This is a genomic window from Tepidicaulis marinus, from assembly GCF_000739695.1.
Taxonomy (GTDB): Bacteria; Pseudomonadota; Alphaproteobacteria; order Parvibaculales; family Parvibaculaceae; genus Tepidicaulis; species Tepidicaulis marinus.
In genome coordinates this window covers 405,300-420,028 of sequence record NZ_BBIO01000001.1, presented here as the reverse complement: position 1 = coordinate 420,028, position 14,729 = coordinate 405,300, and the positions used below count along the sequence as shown (strand labels likewise).

Genomic DNA, 14,729 nt, shown 5'->3' with positions numbered 1-14,729 from the left:
ATCGAGGTGGCGATAAATGGTGACGACATGTCGGTTCGCTTTCTAGAAGAAAATGAAAGCCGCCTTCGGAGCGCCATAGAAAACATCAAAGACGAAACTATAATTGGGGAGATTCAAGATCACATCAGTGCTACCGATACTGGCGAAGACTAGGGGTTAGCCCAGCATCAACAAAACATCCGCACAATCCTTGGCATTCCAGCCCCCAAACGATCGCCCACCGAACTCAAAAAGGATCAAGATATATCTGACAGTGGTGGGCTAGAATAGAGTTTGAGCAGCCCCAAAAAACAAAAAAGCCCGGCCGCTGGGGCCGGGCTTTGAGCGGGGCGTCGCGGCGCCCGGGTACCGTGCTTAGTAGCGGTAGTGATCCGGCTTGAAGGGGCCGTCCTGGGGGACGCCGATATATTTGGCCTGATCTTCCGTAAGCTGAGTGAGGCGCACGCCGAGTTTGGGCAAGTGAAGCGCGGCCACCTTTTCGTCCAGGTGCTTGGGCAGCACATAGACCTTGTTGTCGTAATTCTTGTGGTTCTGCCAAAGCTCGATCTGCGCCAGCACCTGGTTCGTGAAAGAAGCGCTCATCACGAAGCTGGGGTGGCCCGTCGCGCAGCCGAGGTTAAGCAGGCGCCCTTCGGCGAGCAGGATGATGCGCTTGCCGTCCGGGAACTCGATCTCGTCCACCTGCGGCTTGACGTTGTGCCAGGTGTAGTTCTTCAGCGCGGCGACCTGAATTTCACTGTCGAAATGGCCGATATTGCCGACGATCGCCCGGTCCTTCATCTGGCGCATATGCTCGACCGTGATGATGTCCTTGTTGCCCGTGCAGGTGACGAAGATGTCGCCATGAGGGGCCACTTCATCCATGGTCGCCACTTCATAGCCTTCCATCGCCGCCTGCAGCGCGCAGATCGGGTCGATCTCCGTCACCACCACGCGGGCGCCCTGGCTGCGCATGGATTCGGCCGAGCCCTTGCCCACATCGCCATAGCCGCAGATCACCGCGACCTTGCCCGCGATCATCACGTCGGTGGCGCGCTTGACGCCGTCCACCAGGCTTTCGCGGCAGCCGTAGAGATTGTCGAACTTCGACTTCGTCACGCTGTCATTGACGTTGATGGCGGGCACTTTGAGCGTGCCGGCTTTCGCCATTTCGTAAAGGCGCAGCACGCCCGTCGTGGTTTCCTCGGAAATGCCGACCACGTCGTCCAAAAGCTCAGGGTACTTGTCATGCATGATCTGGGTGAGGTCGCCGCCATCGTCCAGAATGATGTTGGGGCGCCAGCCGTCCGGGCCTTCGATGGTCTGCTCGATGCACCACCAAAACTCTTCTTCCGTCTCGCCCTTCCAGGCGAAGGTGGGGATTTTCACGGCGGCCATGGCGGCGGCGGCGTGGTCCTGGGTGGAGAAGATGTTGCAGGAAGACCAGCGCAGCGTGGCGCCGAGTTCGACCAGCGTTTCCATCAGCACGGCGGTCTGAATGGTCATATGCAGGCAGCCGGCGATGCGCGCGCCTTTCAGCGGCTTTTCCTTGCCGAACTCCCGGCGCAGCGCCATCAGACCCGGCATCTCGGTTTCCGCGATCGCAATTTCCTTGCGGCCCCAGTCTGCAAGCGACATGTCCGCGACCTTGCAATCGGTGAATTCACTCATCCTTGGCTCCTTAGGCTTATTCAGCGGGGCAGGCCCCGGCAGCGCGGAACCGGCAAAGGCCCCGCATTTGAACTGAGAGCGCTTTCATAGCAAGGGCGCGGGGCGGGCGCAAGCAGATATAAAGAAATCTTTATGTCTTTCTACGATTTCCCCTCCAAGCGGCCATCCCTGTGTCGTCCCGCGACTTGATCGCGGGACCCATTGGCTTTCCCAGACATAGGAGAGCCTGCGGTTGCCTGCCGCCGCGCGGCATCTCTCATCTCTGCCTGTTCCGGCCCTATTCCGGACAGACAGGAGAGTGGGCCCCGCGATCAAGTCGCGGGGCGACACCCGAAAGCTAAGAAAAGGAAACGCTCAGTCTTCTTCGCCGAAGCGGCCGGCGACGAGGGTGCTTAAGGCTTCCAGCGCCTCTTCGGCCTGGCGGCCTTCCACCTCGATGGTGATGGTGCAGCCCTTGGCGGCGGCAAGCATCATCAGGCCCATGATGGAGGTGCCGCCCACGGTCTGCCCGTCGCGCGAGACGCGCACCTTGGCGTCGTACCATTCCGCCGTCTGGACGAATTTGGCCGAGGCGCGCGCATGCAGCCCGCGCGTGTTCACGATTTCGACTTCTTTGGAAAGCACGGCCATCACTTCAAGGTCAGGAGGTTTCGCCGGCCAGCACCTTGGAGGCGATGGAGATGTATTTGCGGCCCGATTCCTGCGCCTGATCCACCGCTTCGGCAAGGGAGAGGCTGTCGCGCACGCTGGCGAGCTTGATCAGCATGGGCAGGTTGATGCCCGCGATCACCTCCACATGCGCCTTGTCCATGATGGAAATGGCGAGATTGGAAGGCGTGCCGCCGAACATGTCGGTGAGGAGGATCACCCCGTCGCCGGTATCGGCGGCGGCCACCGCATCCAGAATGTCCTTGCGGCGCTGCTCCATGTCATCGTCCGGGCCGATGCAGATGGCCGTTACATTCTGCTGGGGTCCGACGACATGCTCCGTCGCGGCGACAAACTGGCTGGCCAATTGGCCATGCGTTACAAGAACTAATCCGATCATCTAAGACCTAATATCCGCGCCGCGCATCAAATGCAAAGGCTCCCCCGAAAGTGGCGGCTATCGTGCAACCATTACGGGCCGCATGACAAGGAGAACTCGCGCGCAAAAGACAGAAATCCGTGAGGAGGCTTAACGGGAAAGCCGCGCACCCGGCCCCGGAAAGCCGGAAAGACCGATAGAGGCCAGCGCGAGCGCCACTTTGGCGGGCGCGGAGGCATCGAAGGCGTGAAGGCGCAGCAGCGGTACGGGCACGCTTTCCACTTCGCGAAAGGCAGGAAGGGGCAGGCGCGGCACCTCGGCGCGGGAGACAAGCTCGATGAGAAGGCGCAGCCGTGCTTTCGGCGCATAAGGCAGCGTGAGGATGCCGAGACCGCGGATTTCGATGAGCCCGGCCAGCGTCCCGGGCGCCGAAAGCCAGAGCGCGCCTTCTTTCACCTGCCATTCGAGCCGGTCATCACCCACAAGGCGGGCGGCCGGGTCATTTTCCAGAATGCGCCAGGCAAGATCGGACTTGCCCGCGCCGGGGGGCCCGCTCAAAAGCACCGCCTCACCGTTCCAGGCAATGGCCGTGCCGTGCAATGTCTGATGAGAGGTTTCCGGCATCACTCTTCCGCCGCTGGCAATTCGACGGTGAAGCGCGCGCCCTTCTCTTCCCGGTTCTCCGCCCAGATGCGCCCGTTATGGGCCTCGACGATCTGTTTGGAGATGGAAAGGCCGAGGCCGGAATGGCGGCCGAAAGCGCCGGGGCGGTCGGAATGGAAGCGCTCGAAGATTTTCTCAAGGCTCGATGGCTGGACGCCCGGCCCTTCATCCTCCACCGTCAAGCGCACACGGTCCTCCTCGCGCGAGACGCGCACATGCACCTGCCCGCCTTCCGGCGTGAAGGAGAGCGCGTTGTCGATGAGATTGCGCAGCACCTGGCCGAGCCTGTCGGCAACGCCGGTGACGCTATAGGCGGTGTCGGCGCGCGCGCCCACCGGCTTTTCGAATTGAACCACTTTGGCGCCGCCTGCCCCCGTCTCGTTGAAAAGATCGATCACGGTTTCGGCCAGCACGTCGAGGCGCACATCTTCCAGTTCCTGGCGCGAGAGCTCGGCATCGAGGCGGGAGGCATCGGAAATGTCGGAGATCAGCCGGTCGATGCGGCGGATATCGTGCTGGATAATATCCATCAGCCGGGCGCGCTGCTCCGGCGTCTTGGCGATGTCGAGCGTTTCGATGGCCGAGCGGATGGAGGTGAGCGGGTTTTTCAGCTCATGGGCGACATCGGCGGCAAAACTTTCAATTCCATCGATGCGGTCGTAAAGCGCTTTGGTCATATCGCGCAAGGAACCGGAAAGCTCGCCGATCTCATCGCGCCGCTCGGTGAAATCGGGGATCTCGACGCGGCCCGTCTTGCCCCGGCGCACGCGCTCTGCCGCCTCGGCAAGGCGGCGCACCGGCTCTGCGATCGTGCCCGCGAGCACGACGGAGAGAAGAATGGAAACGGCCAGCGCCACGAGAAAGACCTGGACGATGGCAAGGCGCTCGGCGCGCACGATGGCGTCGATGTCGCCGCCTTCGGTCGAAAGCATCAGCGTGCCGAGCACCGCGCGGAAACGCTGCACGGGCACGGCGACGGAGACGATGAGCTCGCCCCTATCCGAAATCCGCTCCATCGTGGCGGCGGTGCCGGTCAGCGCCAGCGCCACTTCATCGTAGATATAGCCGTTCTGACTGCCCGCCTCGCGGTAGCGCGGCAGGTCGCGGCCCGGCAGCCAGCCGCGCACCGTGTCGAAAATCCGCGTGAAGAGCCCGCGCTCATCGCCTCCGTCGGGCGGCGGCAATTCGAAGAGGATGATTTGGCCCGCATCGGTGAGCTGGCGGGAATCGAGGATCAACCAGCCGTCGCGGTCGTAAAGGCGCGCGCGGGTCTGGGTCGGCAGCACGAGGCGGCGCAGGATGGGCGCGGCTTCCTCGGCGATGATGGCGATGTCGCGCTCTTCGAAATATTCATCCGGGTTCACCCATTTGCCGCGCCGCTCGATCTGTTCCAAAGGATCGACGGTTTCGGCAAGCGGGCTCGCCGTCGCCGTCTCTCCGATGGCGCCCGCGATGATCTGCGCCTGGGTCATCAGCGACTGTTTGCGCGCATCGATGAGGCCCTGGCGGAACTGGTTGAGATAAAGAATGCCCGCGCCCAGAAGGCAAAGCGCAACGAGATTGAAGACGACGATGCGCCTTGTCAGGCTGGCAAAGCGCGATTGCAGAAGAAAGCGGCGGAAGGCGGCGGAGAGCGTGCTCCAAAGGCGGCCTGCCGCGCTCAGCGGGCGGGAGGATGCCTCCTCCGCCGCGTCCTGCCGGCTCTTACCCTGAGGCTCTTCCTCCTGCCGGGCCGCATAGCTCATTCAGGCCTCAGCTTTCCTTGAACTTGTAGCCCACGCCATAAAGCGTTTCGATGGCGTCGAAATCGTCATCGGCTTGCTTGAACTTCTTGCGCAGCCGCTTGATGTGGCTGTCGATGGTGCGGTCATCGACATAGACCTGATCATCATAGGCCGCATCCATGAGCTGGTCGCGGCTTTTCACATAGCCGGGGCGCTGGGCGAGCGCCTGCAGGATCAGAAACTCCGTCACGGTCAGCGTCACGTCCTGGCCGTTCCAGGTGCAGGTATGCCGGTCCGGGTCCATGACGAGCTTGCCGCGTTCCAGCATGCCGCCCGAGGGCTGGGCCTCGCCTTCCGGCCCGCCTTTCACCGCGCCCGAGCGGCGCAGGATCGCCTTCACCCGCTCCACCAGAAGGCGCTGGGAAAAAGGCTTCTTGATGTAATCGTCCGCGCCCATTTTCAGGCCGAACAATTCATCGATCTCGTCATCCTTGGAAGTGAGGAAAATGACCGGCAGTTCGGATTTCTGGCGCAGGCGGCGCAAAAGCTCCAGCCCGTCCATTCGCGGCATCTTGATGTCGAAGACGGCAATATCCGGCGGCGTCGCCTGCAGGCCGGCAAGAGCCGAAGCGCCGTCCGTATAGGTCTGGACGTGGAAGCCCTCCGCCTCGAGCGCGATGCTGACCGAAGCCAGAATGTTGCGGTCGTCATCCACCAGCGCAATCGTCGCCATTCAAATCCCCTTCCCATCCAGCATGGTTCAAGCTGGCCAGACGCCGGTTTGTTTCCCGGCATTTTCAAAGCCTTGCACCGCTTAAGCGGCGTTTTGGCCCAAATTGTGGCATGAGGCGGGGCAGGATCACCGCTTTATCCCCGCCCCGCCGCGCCAGGAGTATAAAGGCTTGGCCGGGCCCGCGCCATGTCTGCCAATGCTTCCCGGCGGCCGGGAGGATTGGAGGGTGGATTGGAGAGCGGGGGGCGGGGACGGCCGCTCGGCCCGGTGGTTTGACTTTGAACCGGGATCGCGCAGACTGCCTCACAAAGCGCCGGGCGAGCCGGTAAACAGGCTGGGAGTTGAAAGAATGAAAAAGATATTGGCAGGGCTGGGCGCCCTGGTGCTGGTGCTTGCCGCCATCGTGCTGGTGCGCACCTTCATGGTGGCGGCGCCGGAAAGCCCTGAGGCGGCCTTGGAAAGCGATATCGCCATTGACGCAGAAGCGGCGGCGCGCCGCCTGGGCGAGGCAATCCAGTTCAAGACCATTTCCCATCAGATCCCCTCGCAGAGCAAGGGGGAAGAATTCGTCAAATTCCGCGACTGGCTTGAGGCGACTTATCCCGCCTTCCATAACGCGGCACAGCGCGAGATCGTCAGCGATTACAGCCTGCTTTTCACCTGGAAGGGGAGCGATGAAAGCCTCGACCCCGTCCTTCTCATGTCGCATATCGACGTGGTGCCGGTGATCCCGGGCTCGGAAGGCTCCTGGGAGCATCCGCCTTTTTCCGGCACCGTCGCGGACGGGTTCATCTGGGGCCGCGGTACGATCGACAATAAAGGCTCGCTCATCGCCATGGTCGAGGCGGCCGAGATGCTGGCCGCGCAAGGGCTGAAACCCAAACGCACGATCATGTTCGCCTTCGGCCATGATGAGGAAGTGGGCGGCCCGCAGGGCAATCAGGTGATCGGCCAGCTCTTGAAAGAGCGCGGCATCCGCCTCCATTTCGTTGCCGATGAAGGCGGCATCGTCGCCGACAATCTGATGCCCGGCATCGAGGGCAAGGTGGCGCTGATCGGGATTGCCGAGAAAGGCTATATCTCGCTGACGCTGACCGCCCATGCGCAAGGCGGGCACTCGTCCATGCCGCCGCGCGAGACGGCGGTGGGCACGCTTGCCAAAGCCATCGACCGTTTGCAGAAAAAACCTTTCGAAGGCGGGATCGAAGGACCGGCGGCGCAGATGATCGACGCGCTTGCCCCCCACGCGCCTTTCCTGCAGCGCATGGTCTTCGCCAATCGCTGGCTTTTCGGGCCGGTGATCGAAAACCTGATGAGCGCCAGCCCCACTTCGGACGCGCAGCTGCGCACCACCATTGCGCCCACCATGCTGCGGGCGGGGCTGAAGGAAAACGTGCTGCCCACCAGTGCGACGGGCATCGTCAATTTCCGCATCCATCCGCGTAATGATTTCGACGATGTGGTGGACCATGTGACCGAGGCGATCGACGATCCGACGGTGACGGTGGAAATTTCCAATCCGGGGCGTCTGCCCTCAACCGTCTCACCGACGGATTCGGAAGGCTACACGCTTCTGGAGCGCCATGTGCTCGGCGCATTCCCGGGGGCCGCCGTCGCGCCCAATCTGGTGGTGGGCGGCACGGATTCGCGCCATTACGGGGAGGTGTCGGACAATATCTACCGCTTCATCCCCATCGTGCTGGGGCCGGGGGATACCGCCCGTTTCCACGGCACGAACGAGCGCATCACCGTGGAGAATATGGAAAAGGCCGTGCGCTTTTATGCCGGCCTGATCGAGGATGCGACATCGGGCGCGCAGTAAAGCCCGCCTCTCCTCAAAGAAAACGCCCGGCCCCTTTAAAAAGGGCCGGGCGCTTGATGAGCACCGGGAAATGGACAAACCGATGCGCAAGCCAGCGGCTTAGAGTTCGCTTGCCGGCTTGTCTTTGATTTCTTTCCAGTACGTGTTCGCCTGGGAAACCTTGCCGGCAACGTCTTCCAGCCACAGATCCTGCACTTTCGTGTTCAGGTTCAGGTAGAGCGTACCGTCAACGACGCGCCACACTTCCGGGTCGCCGTAGAACTTCTTGCCGACCGACACGCCGTAAGCGCAGTAGCCGCCATAAGCGGGCAGATACTTTTCCGGGTTGGCTTTGAACGCTTCGCGGTTGGCGTCGGAAGCGAAGAGGTAGCTCACGCCGTCATGCTCGAGAGCGAAGTCGCCGCTGCCGCGCAGGGGCTTCGTGTTGGTCTGGTAGGAAACGAGGTCATAGCCGCCGGCACCCACAGTCATGTGAGCAACGTCAGCACGGGCAACGCCTGCGGCGCCCATGACGAACATCACGGCGAACAGAGCGCCCATGAAGGATTTCAAAATCTGCATTGCCTTACTCCTTGGCTTGCGTGGTTAGGGCTTGCGAGGCCGGGTCTGCGTGATCGAGGCGGCACGCTGCCTGCAACCCATGGGGAAACAGATCTGTTTCCTTGCTCCAAGAAGTAATGACCGGGGGCCGATTTTCAAAACCACGACTGGCACACGCATTTTCACATGAGCGTGAGGCAAATCCCCTTCCGTTCCACCTTGCATCCGTGTAAAAAGCGGCCAAATATGGAAACAGCTCTGTTTACCCTTTTATCCGCCGCTTGGCGGCCAGTGGCCCGTACCCGATGACCCGTGCTTCCGACCTTCCCGCCGCCTCGCGCCGCGACCACCTCATCCAGACCGCCGGGCGGCTTTTCGCCCGGGACGGCTTTCACGCGACCGGGATCGACAAGATCATTCTGGAAGCCGGGGTTTCGAAGAAGACGCTCTACAGCCATTTCCGCTCCAAGGAAGAACTGATCCTGGCGGTGCTGCGTGTGCATGACAGCGCCTTCCGCAATCATTTCATGCGCAATGTGGAAAAGAACGGGCGCGATGCGCGCAGCCGTCTGACCGGGCTTTTCGATGCGGCGGAGAACTGGTTCGAGGAGCCGGGTTTTTACGGCTGCATCTTCATCAACGCGGTGGGCGAATATGCCCAGGCAAGCCCGCCCATCCGCTCCGCCTGCCAGGATTTCAAAAACATGATGCGGGCCTTCATTCTAAAGCTCTGCCGGGAGGCGGGCGCGGACGAGCCCGAAGCGCTGGCGGACGAGCTGGCGCTGCTCTTCGAAGGGGCGACGGTGACGGCGCAGGTCTCCGGCTCCTCCCATGCCGCGCGCACCGCCAAGCGTGCGGCGCAGGCATTGATCAGCGAGCATTTTTCCCCGGCTTGAAGCGCCTTACACCCGCTTCAGTGGCATATGCGCGACTTTGCGGAAGCGGAAAATAAGCAGCGCAAAGGCGATATAGATAGCCGAGCCAAGGCCCATCAAAAGACCGGGCGCGCCGAAGCCCATTTCAAACGCCATGACATAGCCGGTGGGGACACCCACCAGCCAGAAGGAACCGATGAAACGGATCATGGTGGGCCAGACATCGCCTGCCCCGCGCAAGGCGCCGATGGTGGTCGCCACCGCCCCGTCGACGACGAGCACGATCCCGGCGACGAGGAAGGTCGTGCGGGCGATCTCGATTACCGCAGGGTCCGACGTATAAAGCGCGGCGACGCCGCCCGGCAGAATGAGCGCGAGAAGCGCGAAAGGCAGCACGAAACAGGCCCCGAGCCCGATGCCGACCCAGCCCGCACGGCGCATATTGGGCGCATCGTCCCGGCCGATGGCATTGCCCACCCGCACGGAGGTGGCCGAGGAACAGCCGATCGCCATCATCAGCACAAGGATCATGGCATTGACGACGACATGATAGGCGGCAAGTTCTTTTTCCCCGAGATAGCCCGCCATCAAAATGAGCGTCTGGAAGGCGGCGGCATCGAGCGCCATCATCACCGCCATGCCGGTGCCTTGTGCGCGAAGGCGCCTGCCCGTCGAGGCGCCGAGACGGCGCGCCTCCGCCCACCAGCGCAACAGCTTGACGCGCAGGCCGAACGGATCTTCCCCCTCCCGCCAGACCATGGAGAAGATGTAAGCGAGGATCGCGGCGGCAAAGAACCAGCGCGTTAAGGCCGTGGCGACGGCCGCGCCCACCGCGCCCATCGGCTCGCTCCAACCGGCCAGCCCGTAAATGAAAAAGCCGTTGAGCGCGATATTGAGCAGATTGGCCGCCGCCATGATGTACATGCCGACACGCGGGCGCTGGATCGATTCCAGGAAATAGCTGGAGCAGATGTAAATCAGAAGCCCCGGCATGGAGAGGCCGAAGGCGAGCGAGACCCCGCCGCCGCCCGCCGCAAGCTCTGGGCTCTGGCCGATGGCCAGAAGCAGCGGCTCGCCGAGCGCGCAAATGATGCCAAAAACAATTCCGAGCAGGACAGCGTGATAAAGCCCGGCGCGCCAGGCCGCGCCCGCCGCGCGGAAATCGCTCGCCCCGTAAGCCTGGCTCGCCAGGATCATCGTGCCCTGCAAAAGCCCGATCGACATCAAAAGGAAGACCGACTGAATGGCGATGCCGAGCGCAAGAAAGGCCAGCTCGCCCGCCCCGTAATGGCCGACCATGATCGTGTCGGCGGTGAAAATGCCGACCATGCCCGCGCGCGCCAGCACCACGGGGAAGGCAAGCGTCAGCGTGCGCTTGATGTGAAGGGCGAAGGAATCGAGCGGCCAGACAGACGCAGGCGCTGCGGGCGCGGAAACGGGATCGAGGGGGCGTGCCATCGCCTGGCCTTTCTTCATTCAACAAATATGGGAACGCATGAAGATGCGGCTAGCGCCGAAGCCTGCCTTTAAACTCAAGCGGCAATCTGGTCTGGCACAGCTTTCCAGTATATAAGCAGGCCATGACACTCGCCCAGAAAAAACCCGAAAAATCCGCCCTTGCCGTGACGGCGCGCCAGCTCATCCGTGCCGGGCGCTTCGTGCCGCTGGCGACGCAGGAAGCCAAAAACGGCGCGCCTTTCGTCAGCCTGGCGCAGACCGCCTGCCTGATGGACGCCGCGCCGCTCTTGCTCATCTCGCGCCTTGCCGCCCATACCCGCCATATCGAGGCGAACCCCGAGATCAGCCTTCTCTTCGAGACACCGGGAGCGGAAGGGGCCGAGCGCATGAACCTTGCCCGGGTGAGCGTCCAGGGGCGGGCGGAAAAGCTGGAAGGCGAGGAGGCGGCCCGCGCCAAGGCCCGCTTTACCGCGCTGCATCCGGAAACGCGGGACTATGACACAGCGCTCGATTTTTCCTATTACGCGCTGCGCCCTTCAGGCGGGCGGATCGTGGAAGGTTTCGGGCGGATCGGCAATCTTTCCGCCGCCGATCTTACCTTCCCGCTCGAGGGGGCCGAGGCGCTGGTGGAGGGGGCGGAGGGCATCAGCGCCCATATGAACGAGGACCACGCCGACGCCATCGCCCTTTACGCGGTGAAACTTCTCGGGCGGCAAGAGGGAGCCTGGCGGATGAGCGGCATCGACCCGGAAGGGGCGGATCTCGTGCTCGATACCGAAGTGCCAGGGGACGGCACTCCCACGGGCAAGGGCCGGCATTTCGCAAGGCTCGACTTCCCCGCCCCGGTCTTCACGCCCACCGAAGCCCGCCAGATGCTGGTGGCGCTGGTCAAGGAAGCCCGCGCCAAGGCTTAACGGGCCGCCGAAGGGGCTTGGAGGCCTTTTCCGGTTCCTCTTTTGTGCTCTTTTTACCCGGCTTCTTTCCGGCCGGCACGCCCCGTTTACCAAGGCGGCAAAAGGGCTGGAAAGGTGCGGCAATTTCACCCCTTCCCCCGTCCGAATCCAGTTGCGCAGCGGGGGGCGCGACACTATGGTGACGCGCACTTGGCGGGAGATGCCGGGCGAGGCAGCCTGGCACCATATAGCCAAAGTTGGAGCAGGGGTTCGGAGCCGCGTCGGCCGCACGGCCCCTTCTTTGCTGGGAACATGTTTTGAGTTGAACGGGCGGGGTCTCCCGCCTCTTTAGATTATTGGTACGTCACGTCTTGGCGATTGGCGGTTTCAACCCCTCCCGAAGACTGGGTGTCGGCTCCGGTTCATCCCTCACCCATACGTGACAGATTGGCGAGACACGAGGAGAGTGGGCGTGAAACAGACTGGGCTGTACATCAGCAAAAACGGTGTGGACAAACAGGGCTTCACCAATCTTGAAGCGGTGCATTGGAATTACCGGCCCGCCAAGCTTTACGAAGAAGCCATCCGGCGCGAGGAAGCCGAACTGTCCGCGCAAGGCGCGATGGTGGTCCGCACCGGCGAGCACACCGGCCGCTCCGCCCAGGACAAATTCATCGTCCGCGACGAGAAGACCGAAAACACCGTCTGGTGGGACAATTCCAAATCGATCACGCCCGAGCAGTTCGACACGCTCCACCAGGACATGCTGAAACATGCCGAGGGCAAAGAACTTTTCGTTCAGGACCTTTTCGGCGGCGCCGACCCCACTCACCGCCTGCCGACCCGCGTCTTCACCGAACTTGCCTGGCATTCGCTCTTCATTCAGAACCTGCTTATCGAACCCAAGCCGGAAGAGCTTCCCGAATTCGATCCGAAATTCACGATCATCAACCTGCCCAGCTTCCGCGCCGACAAGGCCCGCCATGGCTGCCGCACCGAAACCGTGATCGCCTGCAACTTCACCAAGCGCATCGTGCTGATCGGCGGCACCTCCTATGCCGGTGAAACGAAGAAATCCGTCTTCTCCATGCTCAATTACGAGCTGCCCGAAAAGCGCGTCATGCCGATGCACTGCTCGATCAATGTGGGTGAGAAAGACGACTCGGCCATCTTCTTCGGCCTGTCGGGCACCGGCAAGACCACGCTCTCGGCCGACCCCAAGCGCACGCTGGTGGGCGACGACGAGCATGGCTGGTCGGAAAACGGCGTCTTCAACTTCGAAGGCGGCTGCTATGCCAAGATGATCAACCTGTCGGCGGAAGCGGAGCCGGAAATCTACGCGACGACGCAGCGCTTCGGCACCGTGCTTGAAAACGTCGTGATGGACCCGCAGACCCGCGAACTCGACTTCAACGACAATTCGCTGACTGAGAACACCCGCGGCGCCTATCCGCTGTCCTTCATTCCGAATGCCAGCGAAACGGGCCGCGCCGGGCACCCGAAAAACATCATCATGCTGACGGCGGATGCCTTCGGTGTGCTGCCGCCCATCGCCAAGATGACGCCGTCCCAGGCCATGTATCACTTCCTCTCCGGTTACACGGCGAAAGTGGCCGGCACGGAAAAAGGCGTGACGGAGCCGGAAGCCACGTTCTCGACCTGCTTCGGCGCGCCTTTCATGGCCCGCCATCCTTCCGAATACGGCAACCTGCTGCGCGATCTCATCGCCGAGCACAATGTGGACTGCTGGCTGGTAAACACCGGCTGGACGGGCGGCGCATACGGCACGGGCCAGCGCATGCCGATCCGCGAAACCCGCGCGCTGCTTTCCGCAGCTCTCGACGGCTCGCTCGCCAATGTCGACTTCCGCTTCGATCCGTTCTTCGGTTTCCAGGTGCCGACCTCCGTGCCGGGCGTCGACATGACGATCCTGAACCCGCGCGAAACCTGGGCCGACAAAGCCGCTTACGACACGCAGGCCGCCAAGCTCGTCTCGATGTTCATCGAGAACTTCCGCAAGTTCGAATCCTATGTCGACCCGGAAGTGCGCGACGCAGCGCCGGCCCCTGCACGGGCCGCGCAGTAACACCTTCGCCCTTCAGGGCCGCGAGAACAAAGCCGCGCTTTTAAAAGAGCGCGGCTTTTCTTTTGGGCAGCCGCCTCCCCGTCCGTCTCGCTTGCCGGGAGCAGGAGTGTTAGGCTTTTGAAAAAGGGAGGACGCCATGAGCGACAATAAAAGCCAGAACGCGCAAACCGTGCTGAACTTCATCAATGCCTGGACGCGGCTCGATGCCGAAGAGATCGCCGCGTTTTTCACCGAGGACGGCACCTATCACAATATGCCGATCGACCCGGTGAGCGGACGGGAGACGGTGAAAGCCTTCGTTGCAGGCTTCATCAACGATTGGAAGGCGACGAACTGGGACGTGCTCTCGCTCGTTGCCGAAGGTGAGACGGTGATTGCCGAGCGCGTCGATCATATTCACCTGAAAAGCGGCAAGAGCATCGATTTTCCCTGTCTGGGCATTTTCGAAATGAAAGGCGGCAAGATCAAAGTCTGGCGCGATTATTTCGACATGAACACCTATGTGCAGGGCGCGTCCTGATCACTCCAGCCGGTCCTGCGGGGAAATACCCTGCTCCAAAAGATAGGCGTCGAGATCGCGGCCCGGCACTTTGGGATAGCGCACGCCGGGCAGCACGAGATCGCGCATCCGGTCGGCCCTGAAAACGCGGAAGGCCTCGCGCTTTTCGCACCAGGCCGGCACGATCCAGACATGGCCGTAAAAGGCAAGCGAGAGCGGCCAGACGGTGCGCTCGCTCTGCTCGCCTTTGGCGTTCACATAGCCGAAACGGATCTTGGCGCGCCGGCGCACCGCCTTGCGGATCGCGGCAAGGTCCACGACGATTTCAGCGCGGTAATGATCGGGCGGTGCCATGACGCCGAACGCGTCCATCTGCTTTTGCAAAGGCGGCGGCAGGACGGCGCGCAATTTGGCAAGCACCGCGCGGGCGCTTTCTGCAAGCTCCTCATCCGCCCAGCTTGCAACGATGCGCGCGCCGAGCGCCAGCGCTTCGGCTTCGTCCTCGGTGAACATGAGCGGCGGCAGGTCGTAGCCCGGGCGCAGGAGATAGCCGATCCCCGCCTCCCCTTCGATGGGCACGCGGCTTGCCTGCAGATCGGCAATGTCGCGGTAAATCGTGCGCACCGAGACTTCCATCTTGCCGGCAAGCTCATCCGCCGTCACCACCCGGCGGTGGCGGCGCATATATTCCACAATGTCGAACAACCGGTCGGCGCGTCTCATGAAAAGATCCTGCCACAGGGCTCCTGACAGCAGGGT

General features: G+C 62.4%; 14 protein-coding genes. 5 read left to right on the top strand and 9 right to left on the bottom strand.

What is annotated here, in order from left to right:
- Positions 1–354: 354 nt before the first annotated feature.
- The 6 genes from ahcY to M2A_RS02065 all read right to left on the bottom strand — a co-directional run bounded on the left by ahcY (position 355) and on the right by M2A_RS02065 (position 5,797).
- The gene (gene ahcY / locus M2A_RS02090; protein ID WP_045442179.1) at positions 355–1,650 is read right to left on the bottom strand and encodes an adenosylhomocysteinase; all 1,296 of its coding nucleotides are present in this window, start codon (positions 1,648–1,650) and stop codon (positions 355–357) included.
- A 354-nt stretch (positions 1,651–2,004) separates the two neighbouring features.
- Positions 2,005–2,280, bottom strand: a complete 276-nt coding sequence (locus M2A_RS02085) for an HPr family phosphocarrier protein (RefSeq protein ID WP_045442177.1) — start codon at positions 2,278–2,280, stop codon at positions 2,005–2,007.
- A gap of 10 nt (positions 2,281–2,290) precedes the next feature.
- Positions 2,291–2,698, bottom strand: a complete 408-nt coding sequence (locus M2A_RS02080; protein WP_045442174.1) for a PTS sugar transporter subunit IIA — start codon at positions 2,696–2,698, stop codon at positions 2,291–2,293.
- 129 nt (positions 2,699–2,827) lie between these two features.
- Positions 2,828–3,301 carry an HPr kinase/phosphorylase gene (locus tag M2A_RS02075; protein ID WP_045442172.1) on the bottom strand — a complete coding sequence of 158 codons (474 nt, stop codon included), beginning with the start codon at positions 3,299–3,301 and terminating at the stop codon, positions 2,828–2,830.
- Complete coding sequence (locus tag M2A_RS02070) at positions 3,301–5,085, bottom strand: sensor histidine kinase (protein WP_045442168.1); 1,785 nt, start codon at positions 5,083–5,085, stop codon at positions 3,301–3,303. The genes M2A_RS02075 and M2A_RS02070 overlap by 1 nt, the downstream gene beginning before the upstream one ends.
- Before the next feature lie 7 nt (positions 5,086–5,092).
- On the bottom strand, positions 5,093–5,797 hold the full coding sequence (locus M2A_RS02065) for a response regulator transcription factor (RefSeq protein WP_045442165.1): 705 nt from the start codon (positions 5,795–5,797) through the stop codon (positions 5,093–5,095).
- A 349-nt stretch (positions 5,798–6,146) separates the two neighbouring features.
- Here M2A_RS02065 and M2A_RS02060 point away from each other — a divergent pair, with 349 nt between their 5' ends.
- Positions 6,147–7,619: a M20 family peptidase gene (locus M2A_RS02060; RefSeq protein WP_045442163.1), complete on the top strand. Its 1,473-nt coding sequence runs from the start codon at positions 6,147–6,149 to the stop codon at positions 7,617–7,619.
- Between the two features lie 99 nt (positions 7,620–7,718).
- Here M2A_RS02060 and M2A_RS02055 read toward each other — a convergent pair whose 3' ends face one another.
- Positions 7,719–8,180: a YHS domain-containing (seleno)protein gene (locus M2A_RS02055; protein ID WP_045442161.1), complete on the bottom strand. Its 462-nt coding sequence runs from the start codon at positions 8,178–8,180 to the stop codon at positions 7,719–7,721.
- Between the two features lie 284 nt (positions 8,181–8,464).
- Here M2A_RS02055 and M2A_RS02050 point away from each other — a divergent pair, with 284 nt between their 5' ends.
- On the top strand, positions 8,465–9,055 hold the full coding sequence (locus M2A_RS02050) for a TetR/AcrR family transcriptional regulator (protein ID WP_045442160.1): 591 nt from the start codon (positions 8,465–8,467) through the stop codon (positions 9,053–9,055).
- 6 nt (positions 9,056–9,061) lie between these two features.
- On the opposite strand, the gene M2A_RS02045 is transcribed toward M2A_RS02050, so the two are convergent.
- Positions 9,062–10,492 carry an MATE family efflux transporter gene (locus M2A_RS02045; RefSeq protein WP_045442158.1) on the bottom strand — a complete coding sequence of 477 codons (1,431 nt, stop codon included), beginning with the start codon at positions 10,490–10,492 and terminating at the stop codon, positions 9,062–9,064.
- Between the two features lie 122 nt (positions 10,493–10,614).
- Here M2A_RS02045 and M2A_RS02040 point away from each other — a divergent pair, with 122 nt between their 5' ends.
- From M2A_RS02040 to M2A_RS02030, 3 genes are all read left to right on the top strand, one after another.
- Complete coding sequence (locus M2A_RS02040) at positions 10,615–11,406, top strand: HugZ family pyridoxamine 5'-phosphate oxidase (RefSeq protein WP_045442156.1); 792 nt, start codon at positions 10,615–10,617, stop codon at positions 11,404–11,406.
- A 487-nt stretch (positions 11,407–11,893) separates the two neighbouring features.
- Entirely contained in the window at positions 11,894–13,471 is a 1,578-nt protein-coding gene (locus tag M2A_RS02035; RefSeq protein WP_439645639.1) for a phosphoenolpyruvate carboxykinase, read from the top strand.
- Between the two features lie 136 nt (positions 13,472–13,607).
- The gene (locus M2A_RS02030) at positions 13,608–13,991 is read left to right on the top strand and encodes a nuclear transport factor 2 family protein (RefSeq protein WP_052379130.1); all 384 of its coding nucleotides are present in this window, start codon (positions 13,608–13,610) and stop codon (positions 13,989–13,991) included.
- Here M2A_RS02030 and M2A_RS02025 read toward each other — a convergent pair whose 3' ends face one another.
- Positions 13,992–14,693, bottom strand: coding sequence for a helix-turn-helix transcriptional regulator (locus M2A_RS02025; RefSeq protein WP_045442152.1), 702 nt, complete (start codon positions 14,691–14,693; stop codon positions 13,992–13,994).
- Between the last annotated feature and the right edge of the window lie 36 nt (positions 14,694–14,729).

Coding starts and splice junctions, on each gene's coding strand:
- ahcY (WP_045442179.1), bottom strand. CDS start 1,650: ATGAGTGAATTCACCGATTGCAAGGTCGCGGACATGTCGCTTGCAGAC.
- M2A_RS02085 (WP_045442177.1), bottom strand. CDS start 2,280: ATGGCCGTGCTTTCCAAAGAAGTCGAAATCGTGAACACGCGCGGGCTG.
- M2A_RS02080 (WP_045442174.1), bottom strand. CDS start 2,698: ATGATCGGATTAGTTCTTGTAACGCATGGCCAATTGGCCAGCCAGTTT.
- M2A_RS02075 (WP_045442172.1), bottom strand. CDS start 3,301: ATGCCGGAAACCTCTCATCAGACATTGCACGGCACGGCCATTGCCTGG.
- M2A_RS02070 (WP_045442168.1), bottom strand. CDS start 5,085: ATGAGCTATGCGGCCCGGCAGGAGGAAGAGCCTCAGGGTAAGAGCCGG.
- M2A_RS02065 (WP_045442165.1), bottom strand. CDS start 5,797: ATGGCGACGATTGCGCTGGTGGATGACGACCGCAACATTCTGGCTTCG.
- M2A_RS02060 (WP_045442163.1), top strand. CDS start 6,147: ATGAAAAAGATATTGGCAGGGCTGGGCGCCCTGGTGCTGGTGCTTGCC.
- M2A_RS02055 (WP_045442161.1), bottom strand. CDS start 8,180: ATGCAGATTTTGAAATCCTTCATGGGCGCTCTGTTCGCCGTGATGTTC.
- M2A_RS02050 (WP_045442160.1), top strand. CDS start 8,465: ATGACCCGTGCTTCCGACCTTCCCGCCGCCTCGCGCCGCGACCACCTC.
- M2A_RS02045 (WP_045442158.1), bottom strand. CDS start 10,492: ATGGCACGCCCCCTCGATCCCGTTTCCGCGCCCGCAGCGCCTGCGTCT.
- M2A_RS02040 (WP_045442156.1), top strand. CDS start 10,615: ATGACACTCGCCCAGAAAAAACCCGAAAAATCCGCCCTTGCCGTGACG.
- M2A_RS02030 (WP_052379130.1), top strand. CDS start 13,608: ATGAGCGACAATAAAAGCCAGAACGCGCAAACCGTGCTGAACTTCATC.
- M2A_RS02025 (WP_045442152.1), bottom strand. CDS start 14,693: ATGAGACGCGCCGACCGGTTGTTCGACATTGTGGAATATATGCGCCGC.